This window comes from Spirosoma sp. KUDC1026, assembly GCF_013375035.1.
GTDB lineage: Bacteria > Bacteroidota > Bacteroidia > Cytophagales > Spirosomataceae > Spirosoma.
On the sequence record NZ_CP056032.1, the window covers coordinates 3047205 to 3067087 of the forward strand.

The window sequence follows — 19883 nt, forward strand, 5'->3', positions numbered from 1 at the left end:
AAGGGCGAGTACCTATGCAGGAAGCATTGATTGCACTGATTTTTCTGGTGGCGGCCACGTATCTGGGCGTCCGCGCTTACCGTAGCTTTTTCTCGAAAAACGAAGGGGGCTGCGGTAAAGGCTGCGGTTGTGTTACCGACTCGAAAAGAACGGTAATAACAGCGAGCGAAAAACCATAAAATTAGACCTGTAACATTTTAAAAGTCCGGTAGTTGTTGAGGAAATGAACCCTCGATTCGCTACCGGATTTTTACTTATACTTACCTTGGTGCTGGCCAGTGGTGGCTGCCAGCGTGTCAGACCCAAAGCGCCTTATGTACAGGACTTTGACCCGGCCATTAAAGATCCTGTGTCCTTCGTGTCCGGGCAGGTTACGTTCAGCATTCCGGCGCTGGAGCGTAAGATAAACCAGTCGTTGAGCACTACGCTGGTATCAGAAGAAGCGTTCAAGGGAAAAAAAGGAGAAGCCTGGCACCTGCGCGTTGAACGGACCGGCCCCGTGCGGATACGGTATTTCCGTCAAAAGGTCTCGTTTTCGGCTCCGCTGCGGGTTTGGTACACCAACCCGATTGGTCTGCGCAAGACACGCCGGAGCCGGGAGCTGTGCGCTCTTTCGGTCAATTTCGTGAGTCCCCTGGCTGTTGGCTCCGGCTGGCGACTGACCACTAAATCCAGGTTTGAGGAGTATGAGTGGATTCACAAACCCAAAGTCCGGATGCTGGGTATCAAGATTGGCGTAACGAAGCTGGCCGATTCGATTCTTGACAAGCGTAAGGCTGATATTGAAGCTGCCATTGATAACGCCGTTCATGGCGAACTGCGGCTGGACAAAGAAGTAGGCAAAATCTGGAAGGACATTCAGAAACCGCTGCGTATCGGCAAAGCACCCGTCGAGTTCTGGGTCGTTCCCAAGCCTTTCAGCGTGGCCGTTGCCCCCATTTACGGCAACAAAAAAACGATTACGGTTCCGATCCAGATTGCGCTCCGGGCTGAAACCAAGCTGGGTACCAAACCCGAATCTGAGCCCGAACCGCTCCCCCGGCTGTTACGTCATAAAACCCTGCCCGAAGCGTCGCGGCTGCGGGTGCTGGCTTTTGTGCCGTATGCTGGCATGACAGACGCGCTGAGTCAGGAGGTCAAACAGCGTAAGCTGAACCTGATGAAAGGGGCGGTTACGATCAAAGATGCCTCGGTATACGGCAGCGGCCGCTCACTGATCGTGAAAACCGATGTAGGGGGCGCGGTGAAAGGAACACTTTATTTCCGCGGTCAGCCGGTGTTCGATACGCTGACGAACACGCTGCGGGTACGGTACGTCGATTTTGATGTGGACACGAAAGAACGCCTGCTGGCCACCGCCGACTGGCTGTTGCACGATAATATGCGCGACACGTTGGAGAAATCGCTGGTGATCCCCCTCAGTCAGCAACTGGCCCAGGTACCGGCCAAGATTGAAACGGCTTTTGCGCAGGGTGGAGCCGGTAAAAAAACAATCCTCGACATTAACGCTTTTCGGATGGTCCCGCAGAAGATTGTGGTCCGACCCGATGGCGTACAGATACTAATCAAAGTCGAATCGAAGGTCGCGGTCGTTGTCAAGCACCTGTAACGGGAGTCGGTTTCCAGCGCCACAGGTACCGACTGGCCGTAGTGCGATAAGGACGCCAGGGCTCGGCGATGGCCAGCAGGGCTTTGTAAAGCGCCTTACCGGTCAGTCCACTGGTTTCTTCGGGGTAGGCACGAATCATCTTCTGCCGGATGATCAGGTCATCGATGGGTAGTATATCCGGTCGATCCAGCGTAAACATCAGGAGCATCTCCACCGTCCAGCGGCCAACGCCTTTGATCGGGATCAGGTACTGCACAATTTCCTCGTCGGTCATGGCGCTCAGGTACGCCCGGTCCATTGGGTTCTCCAGCGAAAATCCGGCTACGCTCTGGAGATACTTTATTTTCTGAAACGACAGCCCCGCACTACGTAGCTCTTCGGTTGTTTTCAGCAACAGTAGCTCCGCCTGTGGATCGTTGTCGGGAAACAGGTTCAGAAACCGGGCGAAAATCGCGTCGGCCGCTTTGACCGAAATCTGCTGCGAAACGATACTTTCGAGCAGGCCGAGGTAAAGCTCATTAGGGGGTGCCGGCACGGTGAGATCAGGAATACGAATGGTCGGGGTCTCGGCAATAATCTGCGCCAGAATGGGGTCCTGACGCAGGTGGGAAAGAATGGGATCGGCGGGTTGCATCGGCTGGTTCGGAATCTCCGGTAAAGATAACGACTGGCATCGCGCCTGGAGGTAAATTTGTGGTAGGATTAATCGGCTCCACCGACGCGTTTCCGGAACAAACGGACGGCTGGTAGGGTAGTACGTGTACATCATTTGCCGACGCTTCATGTCGAAACATAAACGCTACCGCTCGGCGGAAAAAACCTTTGGTACGTCGCCGGGTACTCTGACCTACATTGGTGAGGACATTGAGCACGTAATTAAAATCAAGCGGATCAAGTACAACGCCGATGAGTACCATATTGACGATAACAGCAGATTAAGTGCCTGCCAGTTACCCGACTCCGGCACGCCGTTTGTCAACTGGACCGACGTTGATGGTATCCATAAAACCAGGGTCATTGCTGCGCTGGGAGAACGCTACCACCTGCACCCGCTGCTGCTGGAAGACGTAATCAACGTCGAGCAGAAACCCAAGATCGATCTGTACGACGCGCCCCCGGCGCAGGACGGTGAAAAATCAAGCGGGCCGGTCGTTTTTGTGACGCTGAAAATGCTGCATCACAACCCGGAGCAGCAAATCATCGAAACGGAGCACGTCAGTCTGGTGCTGGGTGAGAACTACCTGCTGTCGTTTCAGGAAGAGCGCACCCAGGATATTTTCGACCCGGTTATCGAGCGAATCAAAGCTTCGTCGGGCAAGACGCGCCGGAATGGACCCGACTACCTGATGTATTCGCTGATGGACCTGATTGTCGACCATTACTCGGTCATTGTTGAGCGGATCAGCGATAAGATTGACGAGCTGGAAGAGGAGATCGTGAAGGAATGCACGGAACGGGAAATCCTTAACCGACTCTACCGGCTGAAGCGTGAACTGGGTTACATCCGCCGAACCATCCTGCCGGTGCGCGAGATCATGTCGGTACTGCTGCGCGAAGAATCACCTCTGATCAAGCCGGGTACGTTGCCCTTTATGCGGGATTTGTCCGATCATGTGAACCAGACTGTTGAAACGCTTGATTCCCAGCGGGATATTATTTCGGGGCTGATGGACGTGTATTATTCCATCGTGAACAACCGGATGAATTCGGTCATGAAAACGTTGACAATTGTATCGGCCATCTTCATCCCACTGACGTTTATTGTGGGGGTGTACGGCATGAATTTCGACCATATGCCCGAACTTCACACCCGCACCGGCTATTTCTGGGTGTGGATTACTATGATTGTGATCGCCATTGGCGAAGTGATTTATTTTAAACGACGCGGCTGGATGTAGGTAAGTAGGCAGTATGCCAAGACCAAGCTTTTACTTACCTGGGGTCCGGCGGCTCTGGATTATGACGACTGCGTATCAACCATCGCTGCTCGACGCGCGCTGGCTAACCGACTCCCGGCAGGTGCCCGATCAGGTCACCAATGCTGTTTTTTTTGCCATTCGGGGTGACCATCACGACGGTCATCAGTTCATTGGCGAACTGTATCAGAAAGGCGTTCGGCAGTTTGTGGTCGAGCGGACCGCGCTAACGCCTGATCGGCGGGCTGAACTAAGCCGGTATACTGATGCTACGTTTGTCGAAACCGACAGCAGCCTTCGGAAACTGCAAACGCTGGCGGCCGACTACCGGCGTCAGTTCATGATCCCAGTGATTGGTATTACGGGCAGCAACGGCAAAACCATTGTGAAAGAATGGCTGGCGCAGCTGCTGAGTGACGATTACGTCGTAGCCAAAAGCCCCAAGAGCTATAACTCGCAGCTGGGTGTACCGCTGGCCGTTCACCAACTGGCCAAACGGCACACGCTGGGCATCTTCGAAGCCGGTATTTCCCGGCCGCACGAGATGGAAGTGCTCGAAACGATTATCCAGCCCACTGTTGGGATCTTTACGAATATTGGTACGGCCCACGACGAGGGGTTTCGGACCCACCGCCAGAAGATTGCCGAAAAGCTACGGTTGTTCAGTCATGTCGATACGCTGGTTTACTGCGCCGATTATCAGGAAGTCGACGAGGAAATCCGTCTGCTAATCAAAGCCGTTAATCCCGACGTTCAGCTCATAAGCTGGTCGCTGGCCGGACGGGACGCCACGTACCAGGCAACTGTTACCGGCGATCGGCTCCAGCTCATGTCGACAGCCCAAACGCTGACCCTCCAACTGCCCTTCTCCGATCCGGCATCGGTTGAGAACCTACTGCACTGTCTGGTTACGATGCTGGCGTTGGGAAGGAGTACCGGTCAAACGCAGCTACAAATGCGGCTGAACCGCCTGCGGCCGGTGTCGATGCGGCTGGAGCAGAAAGAGGGCATCAACAACTGTGTGCTGATTGACGATTCGTACAACAACGACGTAGCGGGCCTCCAGCTGGCGCTGAGCTTTCTGAATCAGCAAAGCAGCCGCGATAAACGGGTTGTTATCCTATCCGACGTACTGCAGTCGGGCCAGCGGGAAGAAGACCTCTACGAGCAGGTTGGGGTCATGATGAAGCTCAACCAGGTGAGCTGGTTTGTGGGCATTGGTCCGGTCGTCAGCCAGCACCGGAGCTGCTTTGCCGACGATAGCCTGTTTTACGATACGACGGAGCAGTTTCTGGCGGAGTTTCCGTTTGGCGAGCTGCGCGACAGCGTGGTGCTGGTGAAAGGTGCCCGGCCATTCTCGTTCGAACGAATTGTGAACCGGTTGCAGCGGAAAGTACACGGTACAGTACTGGAAATCAACCTCGACGCGCTGACCCACAACCTGAATTACTACCGCGAGAAGGTAGGGCCACAGACCAAACTCATGGTTATGGTGAAAGCCTTTGCCTACGGCAGCGGCAGCGCCGAAGTGGCTCAGCTGCTCCAGTTTCACCGGGTCGATTACCTGGCCGTGGCCTACGCCGACGAAGGCGTAACGCTGCGACAGAACGGCATTACGCTGCCCATCATGGTTATGAACCCGGCCCCGCAGAGTTTTGCTGCATTACTGGAATATCGGCTGGAACCGGAGATTTATAGCCAGCGAATTTTACGGGAGTGGGGTGACTTTACGGCCAGTCAACCCGCTGACAGTATTCCCGCGCTCCACCTGAAAATCGACACCGGTATGCACCGGTTGGGTTTCCTGGAAAGCGAAATGGGCGGGGTGATTGCCTACCTGAAAGAACGCCCTGCGCTCCGGGTGGCTACGGTATTTACCCACCTGGTTGGTGCCGACGAAGCCCGGTTCAATAATTTCTCCCGCCAGCAGTACGATACGTTCCTGCGCAGCACCGACCAACTGGAGGCTCAACTGGGCTACCGGCCCATGCGCCACCTGCTCAACTCGGCGGGGATCGTACGTTTCCCGGAATTTCGCCTGGACATGGTACGGCTGGGTATTGGTCTGTACGGCGTGGAGTCGAGCCAGCTGGAAAGTGCGATGGTACGGCCCGCGGGGACGCTTAAAACGGTGATCAGTCAGATAAAAACCATCCCCGCTGGTGAGTCGGTTGGGTATAGCCGCCGGGGGATACTCGATCATGTTGCCCGGATTGCGACGCTGGCCATTGGGTATGCCGACGGTTACGACCGCCGACTGGGCAACGGCATTGGGCACGTACTGGTCAACGGGGTGCTGTGTCCCACGGTGGGGAGTGTCTGCATGGACATGACGATGATCGACGTAACAAACGCCCCCGCCGAGGAAGGCGATGAGGTTATTGTTTTCGGACCGGACCTGTCAATCTCCGACCTCGCCCGGTTGATCGGGACCATTCCCTACGAGATCCTGACCGGCGTCAGCGAGCGGGTCAAGCGGGTATTTTTCAAGGAAGGAAACTAGCTCACTTACGGCTGCTGACGGGCGTATTGGTCATGCTGGTCTGCTTCAGCAGCCAGGTGGCCAGTTCCTTGCCCGCGTTGAAGTTTTCGTACTGAGCCGGAATGCGTCGGCCGTCGGTGTACTCGTTGTAAAGCCAGGGGTCGCCGACGGCGAAAACGGTGCCCTTGCCCCATTTGGCAACGCCCATGATAATATCACCGTTCTGGCTGACGACGGCCTGGGCGGGGGAATGGACGCTTAAGGGCGACAACTCCTTGATATAAACTCGTTTCGTGGTTGGGAAAATAGCCTGTGACAGGGCAGTACGCTGATCTGTAGCGAGCTGAACGGTGCCCTGTTCAAACTGCGTGCCCTGTACCATATTGACGTTTTTGGGCAGAAAACGAATTCCGAAGGAACTAGCCAACTGGTTAAAATGCGGGTGTTCGCAGTTGGACGTATCGTTCGCCATCATCACTAGCACTCCGCCGTCTTTCACCCATTTACTGATTGCCTGAATATCGGTCGGACTAACGTAGTTGGGCGATGCGGTTTCTTTCTTCGTATCGGGGTCGACAATGATGTAGACGTTCACGTTTTTCAGCGCGCCGGCTGTTGGTGCCGCGACCGAAACCGTATTGGCCCCCAGGTCCCGGAACGTATCGCCCCATAGCCAGAAACCGGAGTGCTGCCGATCCTCCCAGGTGTAGTGAAACGGTTCAGGCTGGCCGTCTGGTCCCTTGCGAAACTCGTGGTTGAAATACGTATCGACGCCCACCGTTCTCTGACTGCCCAGCGGCACAACGCGCTCCTGATCAATTTCCATTTCGATGCTAGCGAATATAAACGGCCCAACACCTTTCAGGTCATCCTGCCGCAGCGGTTCGCTCAGGTAGTACTCGTAACTGCCATCGCGGTACGGATTGCCGCCCAGGCCACCAACCAGCACCGTTTTTTCCAGGTGAATCAGTCCTTTGCTGTCGGTCGAGATAAAGTTTTTGAGCATTCCGGCGTATCCCTTCCGGGCGTTGGTCATCAGCGAGGTAGGCAGATAGCCCTTCCGTACACCCTTCGCCAGCGCGTACACAAACATGCCTGTGCCCGAGGATTCCAGGTAGTTTCGGTTGCCACCCATCCGGTCGGTCACCTGAAACCAGCAGCCCGAAGCCGGGTCCTGAAACTTGACCAGGGCGGGCATCAATCGCTGCAGAATGGTAACCAGTTCGTTCCGGCGCGGGTAGCTGGCCGGCAGATAATCCAGTACGTCGACCAGTGCCATAGCGTACCAGCCAATCGACCGGCTCCAGAAGTTAGGTGAAGTACCCGTCTGCGGGTTCGCCCATTTCTGGAGCCTGCTCTCGTCCCAGCCGTGGTACAAAAGCCCCGTTTTGGGGTCGCGGGCGTGTTTTTCCATCCACACAAACTGGTTCGTGATGTCGTCAAAGCTTTGGGCCTGTTTCTCTTTGGGATCAAAAAGAAGGCTGTATTCGGCGTAGAAAGGTTCAGCCATATAAAGACCATCCAGCCACATCTGATTCGGATAGCGCTTCTTGTGCCAGAAGCCGCCTTCTTTTGTTCTGGGTTGCTGCGCTAACTGATCCCGCAGGACGTCGGCGGCTTTTCGATATTTCTCCCGGCCCGGCAGGGTCTGCTGCGCCAGCATCAGCAGCGACCGGCCGGGCGTAACGAGATCAATGTTATACTCATCCAGCGCATACGTCCGGATCGTACCGTCACTCTGAACAAAATTGTCTACGTTTTTCTGGATGTAATCGAAGTAACGCGCGTCGCCCGTCCGGTACCAGAGTTGTTCGACGGCCTGCAGGAAAACGCCCATCTCATACTCCCAATGGGCTGCTTTGGCCGTTGGATACAAGATCGAATCGGGGTTGTTCTTCATTATCGTTTCGGCCAGGCGCTGCGACCAGGGAACTCTGGTTGGCGATTCGGGCTGCGCCAGTGCGGAGCGGGAGAGAAGCAACAGACAAAGGAGCAGTTTTTTCATGGAAGCAGAGGAATCCCTAACGTGGTTACAAAAGAGCCTTTCCCAGACGGATATACTTTGTCTCGTTCGGAAAAATGTGGGTGCCTGTGCCCAGAAACTCTGCCAAAGGCATTCTGATGAATACAGAAACAGAGGCCCAAATCGTAAAAGTTAACCGCTGTAACCGATTGTTTTATATATAATCCATTGCTTTTATGAACTAATAATAGGCTTGCGTATATGGCTATAGGTAACTATTAACGCAGATGTTAACAGGATTAATTTTTTACGCTCAAACGGGACGATATAATGACAACCAATTGATAAATAGGTTTTTACGGTAGGAGCGTATTGCCTATATTCGTTACGCTCTCCAACTAACCCCATGAAGATATGCACGATTATATGCTCATGCTCACTAGCGCTGCTGTCCTGGCCATTTTGATCATTGTTCTGGTTCGGAAAGTTACGTTTCGAAATCGATGCCCCGTTTGCGGTAACCGGCATCCCGACCGCGTTGCCCGGCCCCGCTGGGTGAAAGCAGCCCTGCCGATGCTGCCCATCAAATCGTTTCGTTGCCTGGATTGCTACCAGAAATACATGCAGATCGATCTGTCATCGAGTCAGGAGCCCCAGCAGGCAACCCGATGAATCGACATTTGGCGGGGAGACGTATATACTGTTTGTTCTGTTTTCCGCCTATCCACCCGAGAGGCCCATCGCACATGCTACCAATAAATAAGCCCGACCACTCAGTGAGGTCGGGCTTATTCGTTACCTAAACTAAAATCTCGGGCCAGGCGTTAACGTGAATCTACCAGGTTAGCCGCGTTTTATTAACTCTCGGCGTTCTGCAGCCAGTATTTCTGGAAGCGGCCGACGATCTGTTCCAATTGACTAAGGTTCAGGGGCTTCGTGATGAAATCGCGGGCGCCCAGCTGAAACGCTAGGTCACGATCATCCACGTTGGTTGAGGTAGTAAGCATGACTACGGGGGTGTTCACATAGCGACTGTCTTTACGCAGTGAATCAAGTACTTCAAAGCCATTCAATCGGGGCATGTTCAGGTCCAGCACAATCAGCGCGGGGGTGTGCTCAGTCTCGGCTAACTGGTCCAGCAGGTCCTGCCCATCGTTCACAAAATGAAGACGGCAGTGGGGGTAGTGCAGACTGAAGCTGATCTGCAGCAGAAAACGATCGTCGTCGTCATCATCGGCGATGAAGACATAGGGTACAGGTAAAACGTTCATTAAGTTACGATTAGTTACGGTCGCGAATCCACTACCAAAAATAAGACTATTCGTGACAATTCAGCCTACATACGTGCTTTATATCAGTCAGGATTAGATAACGGTAAAAATTATGCCATATCCGTCAACTAAGCAATCGAGAACGTACTAAAAAAAGAGGCTGGTCAGTAAACGGTATTTCTCTGCTGTAAGTCGTTAAGGTATAATTATTGCAACCAACTTACGTTGACATATTATCATTTAGGAAAAGTAAATAAAAGAGCGAGTGTGTTTGTAACTATTGGTGACTAATTGTTTATCTATTAGTCAAAATAAGGTAGTCAAGCGTGTGTGGTCTCTTCAATTTAATGACGATAATTCATGGTTCTGACTTTCGGTCAATATAGTACGCTTGCCGCTATGCGTCGGTGTGTAACCCGGGAGCAGCTAGCCGCGCAAACCAGCTTCGATCAGTTGATGGTGAAATATTACATCATGGTGCTGCTGAGTAACGGCCTGGTTGCGGCAAGCTATGATGAGGAGGATAACGATTTATGCTATAAGCTGACAGATGCCGGGGTTGACTGCATCCAGGATTACGAACGGAGTAACCCCGAACTAACGATACGGCGAATGGTTTACTAGCCGCAGTGGGCTGGGACAATGGTCAGGACCCGCTGCGTAACAACAGCGTATCAAGTTGTGCTTTGCTTAGATCCAGTTCCTGTTCGGCTGCCCGTACGCTGGCGTCGCTGAATTTTCCTTCTTTGTGCAGTTTTATCAGTAGTTCCTGCTGAAAATCACTAATGAGCAACTGGGCAGCCAGCAAATCATTGAATGCGTCCATAGCATCAGTTGGACTATCACCGGCTTTGCTGATAGTAGATACATTACGGGCAAGGCGCTCAACAATTCGTTCATAACGAATCCTGATCTGGCGCTGTACCTCCTTGTCGATCGTGTCGGGCAACTCGTGTTTAACGAATGCCAGCACACTGCGCGCTATATACAACTGAAGTTCCTTTTCTTCTTCTCGCTCCACAGGCTGAGGTTCTACGCCCAGCAATCGGATTAGCAGTGGAAGGGTCAGTCCCTGCAAAACAAGTGTCGCAAAAATAACCACGAAGGCCAGAAACAGAATAATGGGCCGATTTGGGAAGGGCGTACCACTGGGCATGGTCAGCGGCAGGGCCAGTGCCGTCGCCAGCGAAACAACGCCCCGCGTACCGGTCCAGGCCACGATCAGGACATTCTTCCAGTGAATTTCTTCGTGATCGGTAGCATTCCGTTTATAGGCCATCAACTGCTGGTAGTACGTATTGCTGAACACCCACAGGATCCGGACAATGATCGTGACGACACTGATAAGGATACTGTACCGGATCAGGTCAAGGGTTGAATAGGCGTACAGGCCCCGGACAATGGCTGGCAGCTGCAAGCCGATCAGGATAAAAATGACTCCGTTCATCAGAAAAATGACCGTATCCCAGACTGCCCGCGACTGCATACGGGATTTGTAGGAAAAGACCTCGGGCGAGCGCCAGGTGATGAGCAGACCCGTACTGACAACCGCCAGAATGCCGGACACCTCTACATGCTCGGCCGCCAGGTACGCCACAAAAGGAGCCAGGAGCGTCAGGCTGGTTTCGACAATGGGATTGTTATGGATGCGCGAAAAAACCAGCGTAAACACGTAACCGATAACAACACCCACGAACAGCCCGCCACCCGCTACGAGCAGAAACTGAAGGCTAGCCTGCCAGAATACGAACGAGCCGGTCATGGCAGCCGCTACTGCGTACCGATAGGCAATCAGCGCGGACGCATCGTTGAGCAGGCTTTCGCCCTCCAGAATGGCGATGACCCGTTTGTTGAGGCCCAGGCCCTGCGTAATGCTGGTGGCGGCAACGGCATCCGGGGGCGAAACAATAGCGCCCAGCACAAAAGCCAGCGGCCAGCTAAAACCCGGTATAAAATAATGGGCTGCCGTTGCCACTGCTAACGTAGTAAAAAAGACCAGCGTAACTGCCAGCGTAGATATGGTCCGGATCGACGCCGTAAATTCCTGCCAGGAGGTTTTTGTTGCCGAATCGTACAGCAGCGGGGGCAGGAAAATGAGAAAGACAACATCCGGGTCGAGCGACAGGTCGGGGAGCACCGGCACAAAACCGATGAACAGTCCGACAGCCACCAGGAGAACCGGGTAGGGAAGTTTAATTTTATCGGCTACCGCTGACAGGCCAATCAGAATGGCCATGATAAATATTACGTTTTCAAAGTTTTCCATAGTGTAGCGTTGGCATCAGTAACCAGCAGTGAGTAGGATTGTTCTTGTAACTAGTTCGGGGATTTATGGGTAATCAGCAGCCGTTTATCGCCGTTCTGCAGAGTGGTAGCGAAGATATACGTATCGCCCCCTTCCTTCAAGCCGAGTTTCTTCCGCAGATCAGCAACCGACTGGGGGAAATTGCGTACGGTCAGGTTGGACTTCAGCATAGGTAACACCTGCTGCAGGGATTTTCGGTCGGGCTTACTGATCGTCTGCAGCATGAATACTCGGCCCGGGAAATCCGGGACAAGTTCGCTGCTGGTGTAAAGATGACTGTTGGGTGCTAGCTTTCGGAGGCCGAATCGCGTAGCCACCAGGCGAAACGCACCCGCTTTCAACACAGCAGCGTTGGGCTCGTAGAGGTACGTTTGCGGATCGCCGAGCTGTACGGGGGCCATTCGTTCGTCGCCCTTGTCGTAGGTAAAAGCAATATTACGATCAGGATGTAAGTTGACGGCGGCAACGGCAATGGCCGTGGCCAGCTGCGATGAAATAACAAACAGAACCTCTTTCACCTCACCCTGCACCGCCACGACGTGCACCGCGTTAATACCCGGCAGCTGGCGAATGGTATCGTCAATATCGATCAGGGGTGAGGCTTTCAGCAGAACCTGGCTGGCTTTGGCGAGCAAACTGTCCAATATGTCGGGCTGGGAAATATCCGGCTCACAATCGGCCAGCCGCACAACCTTGCCGCCCTGCTCGTTCCGGCGGTGGGGGTCCAGATACAACCAGTCGACGGGGTCGGTAAGCGCCTGGGCAGTGGTTAGGCCGTCGCCCGTCTGGACCGTTATATTCGTTGCACCGAGTCGGGGCAGATTATAAGCCGCCAGCTCGGCCAGTTCCGGCCGGTGTTCGACGTAACGGACACGTTCGATCCGTTCCGCAAACGCCCAGCTGTCAACGCCCATGCCGCCCGTCAGATCCAGCAGCTGGTGTCCGCTGACGAGCGACGCTTTGTACCGGGCTGCGGCCTCCGACGATGCCTGCTCGACCGACAGAGCCGGAGGAAAAACCAGATGTTCGTTGGCGTACCAGGTCGGTAGTTTATCCTTTGCCTTCTGCCGGGCCGTAATCTGCGCCGTAAGCTCCCGGATCGGTAACTCCGGCGGGTGCGTCCGCAGCAGAAGATGCCGAACGTCGTCGGTAAGGTGTTGTTGAATAAACTGCCGGTCGGGAGCGGATGGGATAAACAAAGGAAATTCGGGAATCGTTGCTATATAAACTGGCAACGCCACAAACGGACCCGACGGTTCCGTGGCTGGTCCTGGCTGATTTGAACGAATATGATTTTATGAATAGATTAATCGGAGCACAAATTCGTTTATAGTGCAGGTCAATCCGTAATTGCTCGAGTTCGTTTATGAAAGTGTTTTCCACCTTTACCGTATTACTTGCCTGCCTGCTCACATTTGGGTCGTTTACGCCCAAAGCCGATAATCCTGACGCCATTGTTGGGACTTGGCTCAGTTCTAAAAAACGAAATCAGGTTCAGATCTATAAGCAGGGAAACACATACCTGGGCCGTGTGGTCTGGATGCTGGAGGCAACCGAACCCGGCACCAACAGGCCCAAAACGGATGAAAAAAATCCCGACGAGAAACTACGCAATCGTCCCCTGGTCAGTCTGGTAATCATGACAAATATGAATTACAAGGGCGGAAATCTGTGGAGTGACGGACAGATTTATAACCCCGAAGACGGCCGCACCTATGGTTGCGATCTGGCTATGCGCGGCCCTAATACGTTAAGCGTTCATGGCTACATGCTGGGTATGCGTATGCTGGGGCAAACTAAAGACTGGACCCGGGTCAAGTAAGCTGAACGGGTAACTTGACCGATGAATACATGGGTGTAGGGCCATTCGCTCGCAATCATCTATTCTATAGAAACAATGGAGTTGATGGCCTGTTAAGTACGAAGCCGCGTTTTAATCCGAGTTTAATCTCAGGTGTTGCGTCAGCTCAACTTATTAGGTTATATCTATGAAAAACAATTTCTTTTCAGCGCCCGGTATTTGGGGCGTACTATTGGCTGGCTGCCTGCTGGCCTGCAACAAAGAGAGCGTTGTCGATCCGCAGGTGCCGGAAACGACTGACGAACCAACCTCCTCCCAGATTCAGGGAAACGTATTCGAGCCCGCGCTGGTACCCGCTACGGATGCCCGCATTGCACAGCTTAAAGTGCCAGCCGGTTTCACCATTGCCAAATTCGCGGATCAGTTAGGGAAGCCCCGGCAGCTGGCCGTCAGTACGTCCGGAAATGTGTATGTAACCGACCGGGCTGCTGGTACCATTACGCTGCTGCGTGATACTAACGCCGATGGAAAAGCCGATTCGAAACAGGTCGTTGCCAACATTGCCAACGTACACGGTATTACCATTCACGCGGGCCGGATGTATCTGGTGTCCATCAACGACGTGTACACGGTTGCCATGAATACCGATGGGACGCTGGGACAGCCCCAACGGATTATCAGCGATCTACCCGATGCGGGACAGCATCCAAACCGTACAATTGCCTTTGGTCCTGACGGGCTGATGTATCTGACGGTAGGCAGCACCTGTAATGCCTGCGCGGAGCCCAATCCGGAACACGCGACCATTCTGCGCGCCAACCCCGATGGGACAGGCCGGATTATTTTTGCCAAGGGATTACGGAACACGATCGGCTTCGGCTGGCACCCGCAGACAAAAGAAATGTACGGCTTTGACCACGGCATCGACTGGCTGGGCGATGAACAGCAGCCCGAGGAATTTAATCTGATTAAACAGAACGCATTTTATGGCTGGCCGTACATCTTTGGCGATGGAATGTATAACTCCCACCCACGGCCAACAAGCGATACGACATACGCCCAATACCGGGCGCTGACGACGGTGCCGGTGCTGACCTATAAAGCGCACGCGGCTCCACTGGCCATGATTTTCTACACGGGTACCATGCTGCCGACCGATTACCAGAACGATGCGTTCGTGACCATGCGGGGGTCCTGGAACCGCACCGAGCCATCGGGGTATAACGTCATCCGGGTGCATTTCGAGAATGGGAAACCAGTCCGCACGGAGGATTTCGTAACGGGATTCCTGATCGATAACAACCGCTCGCAGTTTGGTCGGCCGGTGGGTCTGATTGCCCATCCCGATGGCTCCCTGCTGTTCACGGATGATAATAACGGCGTTATTTACCGGGTAAGTTATCAGCGGTAAAAAACAACGTCGCTTCATACCAACTGCTTTGCCGACAGCGTCTTGACGGAGAGGTTCCTTCGTCAAGACGCTGTTTTGCTGTCTAAAAATTGTACCGAGTCTGATAAAAGTTAAACTTTTTACAGGATTTTAGGATTATTTATTGAGGAGGCTATCTTTGTAGCTTACAGTATGAATAGACAGCATAAACACATACTGATATTACGTTTTGCTTGCTTATTATTGGCATTGCATGTCATTAACATAAGCATCGATGCCCCCGATACGTATCCGCTAACCGGTCAGGCTGTGCAGTACCGGGAAGCAAGACCATCGAGCACCTCCCAGAGTTTCCGAAAACTATTGATGCAGTCCTGGCTGGGCGTCCCTGAGTTTTCTCAGCGGGAAGGTATTCCTGCCGGCGATTCTCCTTTCTGTGGCCCTATCCTTCCCAACGTCGATACTCTGGTCGAAAAGCTACCTGTTTTTGCCATTTGCGCCTTCAGTAAGCCTATTGCCGAATCGGTTTTCCCCGATCCGCTGATTCACCCGAATCTGTTTATTCTGGATTATCTGACACCCCCTCCACAGGCCGTTTAAACTACCTGCCAATTTCGCATGTCTGTTCCGCCCTGGCCTCAATGAGGTCGGCTGGATGGCTGTATCCTGTCCCGGGCGTACCATAACGTTCCGGCGACGCCTAATCATTTTCTTTTCATCTTTTTACTCATTCTATGATTGATAAAATCATTGCATGGAGTGTGCGCAGTCCGTGGACCGTGGGACTGATGCTGCTCGTGCTTATAGCCTGGGGGGGCTATTCACTCCAACATTTACCAATCGATGCAACACCGGACGTAACCAACCAGCAGGTAGACGTCATCACCAACTCGCAGAATCTGTCATCGCTCGAAATCGAGAAATTTATTTCTACACCCATCGAGCTGGCTATGGCCAATATTCCCGGCCTGATCGAAGCCCGGTCGGTGTCGAAGTTCGGCTCGTCGGTGGTGAAGCTCATTTTTACGGACGAAACCGACATCTACTGGGCGCGTCAGCAGGTGTTTGAGCGATTGGAGCAGGTTAAAAACGATATTCCGGAAGGAGCCGGAACGCCGATTCTGGGACCCGTCTCGACGGGGCTTGGCGAGATTTATCAGTACGTTATCCGGCCGATTGACCCCAAAAATCCGCGCTACACGCTGACCGAAATTCGTACCCTGCAGGATTGGTCAATTCGTCGTCAACTGCTTGGTATGGAAGGGATTGCCGACGTGAGTGGATACGGCGGGTACAGTAAAGAATACCAGGCCAAACTGAAACCCGAGCGGATGCGGGCGCTGGGCGTAACGGTCGATGACCTGTACGCTGCCCTGTCGCAGGGGAATGGTAATACAGGCGGTGCCTATATCGAAAAGGAGAACAAAGCCTTTACCATTCGGGGCGTTGGTCTGATTAATACGATCGATGAGGTAGCCCAGACGGTAGTTCGTAAAAACGGCAATGCGCCCGTTCTGGTCCGCGACGTAGCCGATGTAGAAATGGGCCATGCCCTGCGCTTCGGGGCGCTGAGTCAGAACGGCAAAGGGGAGGTAGTAGGCGGATCTATCCTGATGATGAAAGGCGCCAACGGCAACGAGGTAATCGGCCGGCTGAAAGATCGGTTCAAGGAAATCCAGAAAACCCTGCCCGACGGCCTGGTGATCGAGCCATTCGTGGACCGATCGCGTATCGTGACGGCGGCTATCGACACCGTAGCGCACAACCTGATCGAAGGGGCTATTATTGTCGTAGTCGTGATTCTGGTGCTGCTGGGGAACTGGCGGGCCAGTCTGCTGGCGGCATCGGTGATTCCACTGTCCATGCTGTTCGCATTTATCTGGATGGGTCAACTGGACATCGTTGGGAACATCATGAGTCTGGGAGCTATCGACTTTGGGCTGCTGGTCGATCCGGCGATTATCGTCGTGGAATCGGTCGTCCTGTTTCTGGCCATAGCCATGAGCAAACGACAGAACCAGCACGAGCACAACGAGCACGAAGAAGGGGTGTCTAGAAAAATCACGTATAAAGAACGGCAGGACATCGTTATCGACTCGGTTGTCGACGTAAAACGGTCGGTGCTGTTTGGGGGCATGATTATCCTGATCGTGTATTTCCCGATTCTGACGCTGGAAGGGGTAGAAGGGAAAATGTTCTCGCCGATGGCTAAGACCGTTGGTTTCGCCATTCTGGGCGCGCTGATCCTGGCTATTACCTACGTACCGATGATGAGTGCCCTGATCATGCGCCCTCCCAAATCGGCCCACGATCATGGTTTCTCCGAAAAACTGGTTCAGTTCTTCTATAAGGGTTTACGGCCGGTGCTGGCGGCTGGCCTGCGGGCCAAGTTCGTTGTGGTTGGTGTGGCCGTTGGTATTCTGGTACTGGGGATTATCGGTTTCTCGCGCATCGGGGGTGAGTTCATTCCCAAGTTGCAGGAAGGCGACATGATGATTGACATGGACTTACCCACCGGCACTACGCTGACGGAATCAATTCGACTGAGTAAGATTTTCCAGGCGTCACTGATGAAAGAATTTCCGGACGAGATAAAGGGCATTGTGTCCAAAATCGGTACGTCGGAGGTGAAAGTCGATCCGCTGCCGCTGGAATCGCAGGAGCTGTATATCTCGCTGAGTCCTAAAGAAACCTGGACGAAGGCGACGAAGCAGGAAGATCTGGCCGTGCAGGTCAATGACTTCATGGCCCAGTATCCCGGTCCGATCTACGCGATCACGCAGCCCATCGAAAGCCGCGTTAACGACATGATGAACGGAGCCCGGACGGACGTAGTGGCGCAACTGTACGGCGATAACCTGGATACGCTGCTTGTAAAAATGCGGGAAATCATTGGCGTTGTGCGGGAAGTGCCCGGCGCAGTCGATGTGAAAGCCAGTAAAGTGTTCGGGTTGCCTCAGTTGAACATTAAGTACGACCGGCAGCGGCTGGCCGTACACGGTATCAAAGTGGAACAGGTGAACCGGGCCATTCAGATGGCATTTGGGGGAGCAACCGCCGGTACGATCTTCGAGGGTGACCGTCGGTTCGACCTGACGTTCCGGCTGGCGGGCGACGATCGCGTTCGCCCTGACGCCATTGAAAACCTGCTGGTTAACGACCAGAACAACAACCCGATTCCGCTGCGTGAACTCGCCGACATCACCGAAGATATTGGTCCTTCAGAGATTACCCACGTCAACATGAAACGGGTGGTGAACATTGGATTCAACGTGCGGGAGCGCGATCTGCAGTCCGTCGTGAATGACGTAATCAAAGCCGTTGATGGTCAGGTAAAACTGCCTGCTGACTACAGCATTACGTACGGTGGTCAGTTCGAGAACTTCAGCCGGGCCAAAGACCGATTGTCGATCGTGCTGCCGATCTCGCTGCTGGTCATTTTCGGTCTGTTATACCTGACGTTTGGTAATTTCCGCGACAGCCTGCTGATCTACGCCGTTGTGCCGCTGTCGGCGGTGGGCGGTATTCTGTCACTGATGCTGCGCGATATGAACTTCAGTATCTCGGCGGGGGTAGGCTTTATTGCGCTGTTCGGTATCTCGGTACTGAACGGGATTATTCTGGTCAGTCATTTCAACGCGCTGGCTGAAGAGGGCGTTGCCGATCCGAACGAACGGGTGTTACGTGGCCTGCAGGAACGACTGCGTCCTGTCTTGATGACCTCATTTGTAGCCGCACTGGGCTTCATTCCGATGGCGTTGTCAACCAGCGTCGGGGCCGAAGTACAAAAGCCGCTGGCAACGGTTGTGATTGGGGGGCTGCTAACGGCTACCATCCTGACACTGATCGTGCTGCCCGTGCTTTACGCCATGTTCTCCCCCAAAAACGTACCTGCCCACCCACCCGTTGAAACTGAAACCATTGCATGAGTAATCTATCAATAAACAGTCGTTTACCAGTAATCATGGCTTGTTTGCTGCTTCTGGCAGCAAACAGCCAGGCCCAGACCCAGTCGCGCCGGGTTGTTACGTTACCCGAAGCCATTGAACTGGCTACCCGCGAGAACCCCCAGGTGAAAGTGGCCCGGCTGCGGGTCGATAAACAGCGGGCCCTGATACCGGGCGCCCTGAGCCTGTCGGGTCCGGAACTGATTTTCGAAGCGCCCACCACGACCCGCTTTCAGCCGGGAATACTGTTGCCGTTTTCGCTGCCTACCGTTTACAAAAACCAGAAAAAGGTGCAGGTACAGCAGGTAGCGCTGAGCGAAACCGAACGGAGTACCGTAACGAATACCCTGCGTTACAACGTTCGGACGATCTATAATAACCTGCGTTACCTGCGCGAAACCATCAACAACTACCGTCAGCAGGACAGTCTGCTGCTGGTGTTTTCGCAGGTAACGCAGGTTCGTCTGCGCGTTGGCCAGATTTCCCGCATTGACCTGCTGAACGCGCAGGCGCAGCAGCGCGAAGTAAACTACCAGCTCGACCAGACCCGCGCGAGGGTACGAAGCGCCCGAATTCAGCTGGGGCTGCTGATTGGCGTCCCCAACGACACTACGTTGCGGGTAACGGGACCGTTTGATCGGCTGGGATTGACCTACTCGTTCCTGACCACCGATTCGACGTTCACACGGAACCCGCAGACGGCCTTCTACCAGCAGAACCTGAAGTTGAACGAGTCGGCTCTGGTGCTGGAAAAGAAACGGCGACTGCCCAATCTGATCGTTGGTTACCTGAACCAGGGGTATCGGGATTCTCCGCTGCTGTACCGGTTCCGGTTTGGATTGTCGCTGCCGGTCTGGGGCTGGGTGGCTCAGTCACGCATTGCCGCTGCCGAAACGGATGTGGCCATTGCCAACAGTCAGATTACCCTGAACAACTATGAGCTGCAGGGAGATTATGACAAAGCGTATGCCGATTATCTGCAGTATTCGGAAGCGCTGGATTATTACACGACCATTGGACTGTTACAGGCCGATGAACTTATCAAGGCGGCCAACGATGGCTACCGGCTCGGCAGTATCGGCTATTACGACGTACTGCTGAGTCTGCAGCAGGCCTTCAAAACCCGGCTGGGCTACCTGGAAGCCCTCCGCAACTTCAACCAATCGGTCATAACCCTACAATATCTGAAAGGAGAATAA

Annotated in this window: 16 protein-coding genes; 11 read left to right on the top strand and 5 right to left on the bottom strand. The window is 53.8% G+C overall.

Going from position 1 to position 19883, the window contains the following annotated elements:
* Positions 1 to 14 precede the first annotated feature (14 nt).
* Positions 15 to 179, top strand: a complete 165-nt coding sequence (locus HU175_RS12770) for a FeoB-associated Cys-rich membrane protein (protein WP_176566966.1) — start codon at positions 15 to 17, stop codon at positions 177 to 179.
* A gap of 44 nt (positions 180 to 223) precedes the next feature.
* Complete coding sequence (locus HU175_RS12775; protein WP_176566967.1) at positions 224 to 1609, top strand: DUF4403 family protein; 1386 nt, start codon at positions 224 to 226, stop codon at positions 1607 to 1609.
* Here HU175_RS12775 and HU175_RS12780 read toward each other — a convergent pair.
* Entirely contained in the window at positions 1596 to 2243 is a 648-nt protein-coding gene (locus HU175_RS12780) for a DNA-3-methyladenine glycosylase family protein (RefSeq protein WP_176569207.1), read from the bottom strand. The genes HU175_RS12775 and HU175_RS12780 overlap by 14 nt on opposite strands.
* A gap of 148 nt (positions 2244 to 2391) precedes the next feature.
* Here HU175_RS12780 and corA point away from each other — a divergent pair, with 148 nt between their 5' ends.
* Positions 2392 to 3507: a magnesium/cobalt transporter CorA gene (corA, locus tag HU175_RS12785; RefSeq protein ID WP_176566968.1), complete on the top strand. Its 1116-nt coding sequence runs from the start codon at positions 2392 to 2394 to the stop codon at positions 3505 to 3507.
* 61 nt (positions 3508 to 3568) lie between these two features.
* A complete protein-coding gene (locus HU175_RS12790) occupies positions 3569 to 6028 on the top strand; it encodes a bifunctional UDP-N-acetylmuramoyl-tripeptide:D-alanyl-D-alanine ligase/alanine racemase (protein ID WP_176566969.1) in 2460 nt (819 codons plus the stop codon).
* A 1-nt stretch (position 6029) separates the two neighbouring features.
* Here HU175_RS12790 and HU175_RS12795 read toward each other — a convergent pair whose 3' ends face one another.
* Complete coding sequence (locus HU175_RS12795; protein ID WP_176566970.1) at positions 6030 to 8012, bottom strand: glycoside hydrolase family 88 protein; 1983 nt, start codon at positions 8010 to 8012, stop codon at positions 6030 to 6032.
* Positions 8013 to 8384: 372 nt separating this feature from the next.
* On the opposite strand from HU175_RS12795, the gene HU175_RS12800 reads away from it, so the two are divergent.
* The gene (locus HU175_RS12800; protein ID WP_176566971.1) at positions 8385 to 8642 is read left to right on the top strand and encodes a hypothetical protein; all 258 of its coding nucleotides are present in this window, start codon (positions 8385 to 8387) and stop codon (positions 8640 to 8642) included.
* A gap of 185 nt (positions 8643 to 8827) precedes the next feature.
* Here the strand turns inward: HU175_RS12800 and HU175_RS12805 are convergent, their stop codons facing one another.
* A complete protein-coding gene (locus HU175_RS12805; protein ID WP_176566972.1) occupies positions 8828 to 9241 on the bottom strand; it encodes a response regulator in 414 nt (137 codons plus the stop codon).
* A 360-nt stretch (positions 9242 to 9601) separates the two neighbouring features.
* Here HU175_RS12805 and HU175_RS12810 point away from each other — a divergent pair, with 360 nt between their 5' ends.
* The gene (locus tag HU175_RS12810; protein ID WP_176566973.1) at positions 9602 to 9865 is read left to right on the top strand and encodes a hypothetical protein; all 264 of its coding nucleotides are present in this window, start codon (positions 9602 to 9604) and stop codon (positions 9863 to 9865) included.
* Positions 9866 to 9887: 22 nt separating this feature from the next.
* On the opposite strand, the gene HU175_RS12815 is transcribed toward HU175_RS12810, so the two are convergent.
* Positions 9888 to 11507, bottom strand: coding sequence for a Na+/H+ antiporter (locus HU175_RS12815; protein ID WP_176566974.1), 1620 nt, complete (start codon positions 11505 to 11507; stop codon positions 9888 to 9890).
* A 50-nt stretch (positions 11508 to 11557) separates the two neighbouring features.
* A complete protein-coding gene (locus HU175_RS12820) occupies positions 11558 to 12745 on the bottom strand; it encodes a THUMP-like domain-containing protein (protein ID WP_317167736.1) in 1188 nt (395 codons plus the stop codon).
* A gap of 167 nt (positions 12746 to 12912) precedes the next feature.
* On the opposite strand from HU175_RS12820, the gene HU175_RS12825 reads away from it, so the two are divergent.
* The 5 genes from HU175_RS12825 to HU175_RS12845 all read left to right on the top strand — a co-directional run bounded on the left by HU175_RS12825 (position 12913) and on the right by HU175_RS12845 (position 19883).
* Positions 12913 to 13368 (top strand): DUF2147 domain-containing protein, encoded by a 456-nt coding sequence (locus tag HU175_RS12825; protein ID WP_176566975.1) that lies wholly within the window; start codon positions 12913 to 12915, stop codon positions 13366 to 13368.
* Positions 13369 to 13534: 166 nt separating this feature from the next.
* Positions 13535 to 14758, top strand: a complete 1224-nt coding sequence (locus HU175_RS12830; protein ID WP_176566976.1) for a PQQ-dependent sugar dehydrogenase — start codon at positions 13535 to 13537, stop codon at positions 14756 to 14758.
* Positions 14759 to 14986: 228 nt separating this feature from the next.
* Positions 14987 to 15337 carry a hypothetical protein gene (locus HU175_RS12835; protein ID WP_176566977.1) on the top strand — a complete coding sequence of 117 codons (351 nt, stop codon included), beginning with the start codon at positions 14987 to 14989 and terminating at the stop codon, positions 15335 to 15337.
* A gap of 134 nt (positions 15338 to 15471) precedes the next feature.
* Positions 15472 to 18666 carry an efflux RND transporter permease subunit gene (locus HU175_RS12840; protein WP_176566978.1) on the top strand — a complete coding sequence of 1065 codons (3195 nt, stop codon included), beginning with the start codon at positions 15472 to 15474 and terminating at the stop codon, positions 18664 to 18666.
* A 35-nt stretch (positions 18667 to 18701) separates the two neighbouring features.
* A complete protein-coding gene (locus HU175_RS12845) occupies positions 18702 to 19883 on the top strand; it encodes a TolC family protein (RefSeq protein ID WP_176566979.1) in 1182 nt (393 codons plus the stop codon).